Annotated in this window: 2 protein-coding genes and 2 pseudogenes; all 4 read left to right on the top strand. The window is 65.9% G+C overall.

Features of this window, described 5'->3' with window-relative positions:
• A pseudogene (locus tag EN781_RS30370) lies at positions 1–224 on the top strand (3-hydroxyacyl-[acyl-carrier-protein] dehydratase FabZ); the annotation flags it as partial.
• 15 nt (positions 225–239) lie between these two features.
• The gene (gene lpxA, locus EN781_RS30365) at positions 240–1,073 is read left to right on the top strand and encodes an acyl-ACP--UDP-N-acetylglucosamine O-acyltransferase (RefSeq protein WP_126054472.1); all 834 of its coding nucleotides are present in this window, start codon (positions 240–242) and stop codon (positions 1,071–1,073) included.
• On the top strand, positions 1,054–1,962 hold the full coding sequence (locus EN781_RS30360; RefSeq protein WP_189347942.1) for an LpxI family protein: 909 nt from the start codon (positions 1,054–1,056) through the stop codon (positions 1,960–1,962). Before lpxA ends, EN781_RS30360 begins: the two co-directional genes overlap by 20 nt.
• A pseudogene (locus EN781_RS30355) lies at positions 1,952–2,661 on the top strand (lipid-A-disaccharide synthase); the annotation flags it as partial. The gene EN781_RS30360 and the pseudogene EN781_RS30355, both read left to right, overlap by 11 nt.

Genomic DNA, 2,661 nt, shown 5'->3' with positions numbered 1-2,661 from the left:
CGATCTGCATCCGCAGCCTCAACACGGAAAAGCCATCGCTGGTCTATTTCATGACCATCGACAATGCGAAGTTTCGCAAGCCGGTCGTTCCCGGCGACCAGCTCAGGATTCACGTCAAGAAGATCAAGAAGCGCGGCAACCTGCTCAAATTCGCCTGCGAAGCGATGGTCGATGGAGCAAAAGCTGCGGAAGCCGAGGTTTCGGCTATGATGGTCACCGGCTGACGGTTCAAAATGCTCATGAAAGTCCAGACTGAAATCCACCCTTCCTCGGTCGTCGAAGAAGGGGCCCAGCTCGGCGAAGGCGTTCGCATCGGACCCTTCTGCCACGTCGGCCCCGATGCCGTCATCGGCGACCGGGTCGAGCTTGTCGGCCATGTCTCGGTGATGGGCGCGACCACCATCGGCGCCGCCACCAAGGTCTATCCGATGGCCATACTCGGCGCGCCGCCGCAGAACACCAAGCACAAGGGTGGCCGCACGACGCTGGTGATCGGCGAGAACTGCACGATCCGCGAAGGCGTGACCATGCATCTCGGCACCGATTCCAGCCGCGGCGAGACGACGGTGGGCGACAATGGCAATTTCCTCGCCTATGCCCACATTGCCCATGACTGCGTCGTCGGCAAGAACGCCACCTTCGCCAACGGCGCGACGTTGGGCGGCCACTGCGAGATCGGTGACAACGTCTATGTTGGCGGCCTCACCGCCGTTCACCAGTTCGTCCGCATCGGCAACAACGCCTTCATCGGCGGCTGCTCTGCGGTCGTCGGCGACGTCATTCCCTATGCGATCGCCGCCGGCAACCGCGCCAGCCTTCGCGGCCTCAACATCGTCGGCCTGAAGCGTTCCGGCCTGCCGCGCGCCGAGATCCACCTGTTGCGCAAGGCCTACAGGACGATCTTCGACCGCTCCCGAACCGTCGGCGAGAACATAGAGTTCGCCAAGGCGGAATTCGCTTCCTCGCCGACGGCCATGAAAATCATCGATTTCATCGCCAATCGCGGCAAGCGGCACTATGCCGTCCCGTCGCTCAAGGGTGGCGACGGCGACGATGCCGACGATGAAGGCTGAGGCTGCCGGAGCCAAGTTGGACCTCGCGCCGGGCTCAAGGGTCGGCATCATCGCCGGCGGCGGCAGCCTGCCGGTGGAAGTCGCGGCTAGCCTCGCAAGGCAGGGACATCCGCCCGTCATCATCGCGGCCGAAGGCGAGGTCGACCGCAAGCAGGACCTCGCCGGCTACGAGACAGAGCAGCTCGCGCTCGAATCGTTCGGCTCGCTGGTGCCTTTGCTCAGGCGCAAGCGAATCAGCCACCTCGTGCTGGCCGGCGAGATCAGGCGCAGGCCGAAATTGACCGCCATGCGGCCGAGCCTCGGCCTGCTGGCTGCCGTGCCTACAGTGGTGATGGGGCTGGCGCGCGGTGACGACGGCTTGCTGAGGATGCTGACGCGTTTCCTGGAAAAGCGCGGCATCAAGGTCGTTGGCGCGCATGAGATCGTGCCCGAACTGCTTGCGAGCGATGGCTCGCTGACCACGGCCAAGCCGGGCAAATCCGACTGGCGCGACATCGAGGCCGCCAGGGTCGCGGCAAAGGCGATCGGTGCTCTCGATATCGGGCAGGCCGCGGTCGCAATCGGCGGCAGGGCGATCGCGCTGGAGGGCATCGAGGGCACTAACGGGCTGCTCGAGCGGACCAGACAATTGCGCGACCATGGCAGGCTCGCCGGCAAGACGCGCGGCGTTCTGGTCAAATGCGCCAAGCCTGGTCAGGAACTGCGCGCCGATCTGCCGTCCATCGGCCCGCGGACGGTCGAGGCCGCATATGAAGCGGGACTGGCGGGGATTGCGGTTGAGGCCGGCCGCTCGCTGATCCTTGAAGCTCCCGACACCATCGCGCGCGCCAATGCGCTCGGCCTGTTCATCGTCGGCCTTCCTGTCGAGGAGCCGGCTCATGGCCAATGACAAGCCGCTGAAGATCGCCGTCGTCGCCGGCGAGGAATCGGGCGACATGCTTGGCGCCGACATCGTCGCGGCACTGAAGCGGACGACCGGCCGCGATGTTCAGCTTATCGGCATCGGCGGCCGGCATCTGCAGGCGCTCGGGCTTAAGTCCCTGTTCGACGGCGGCGAGATCGCGCTGATGGGCTTCAGCGCTATCCTGCGCGACCTGCCGCGGCTGATCAGGCGGATCGGCCAGACGGCAAGCATGATCGCCGCCGAAAAACCCGACTGCCTCATCACCATCGACAGCCCGGATTTCTCGCTGCGCGTGGCGAAGAAGGTGCGGGCCGCCAACCCGTCGATCCCGATCGTCCACTATGTCTGCCCGAGCGTCTGGGCATGGCGGCCGGGCAGGGCGGTGGCGATGAAGCCCTATGTCGATCATATCCTTTGCATCCTGCCCTTCGAGGTGAAGGCGCTCGCCCGCCTTGGCGGCCCGCCCGGCACCTATGTCGGGCATCGCCTGGCGCGGGATCCGGGCGTGCTTGGCGCCGCCAAGGCGCAGGGCCTGCCGCGGGACCTGGCGGGGGATCGCGTCAAGACGCTGCTGGTGCTGCCGGGTTCCCGACGTGGCGAAGTGCGCCGGCTGATCGAGCCGTTCGGCAAGACGATGTCGATCCTGCGCCAGCGCGGGCATCGCCTGCGTCTGCTCTTGCCGAC

Source organism: Mesorhizobium sp. M4A.F.Ca.ET.090.04.2.1 (assembly GCF_003999085.1).
GTDB lineage: Bacteria > Pseudomonadota > Alphaproteobacteria > Rhizobiales > Rhizobiaceae > Mesorhizobium.
The sequence above is the reverse complement of the archived record's forward strand: the minus strand, read 5'-3'. Positions and strand labels throughout refer to the sequence as shown.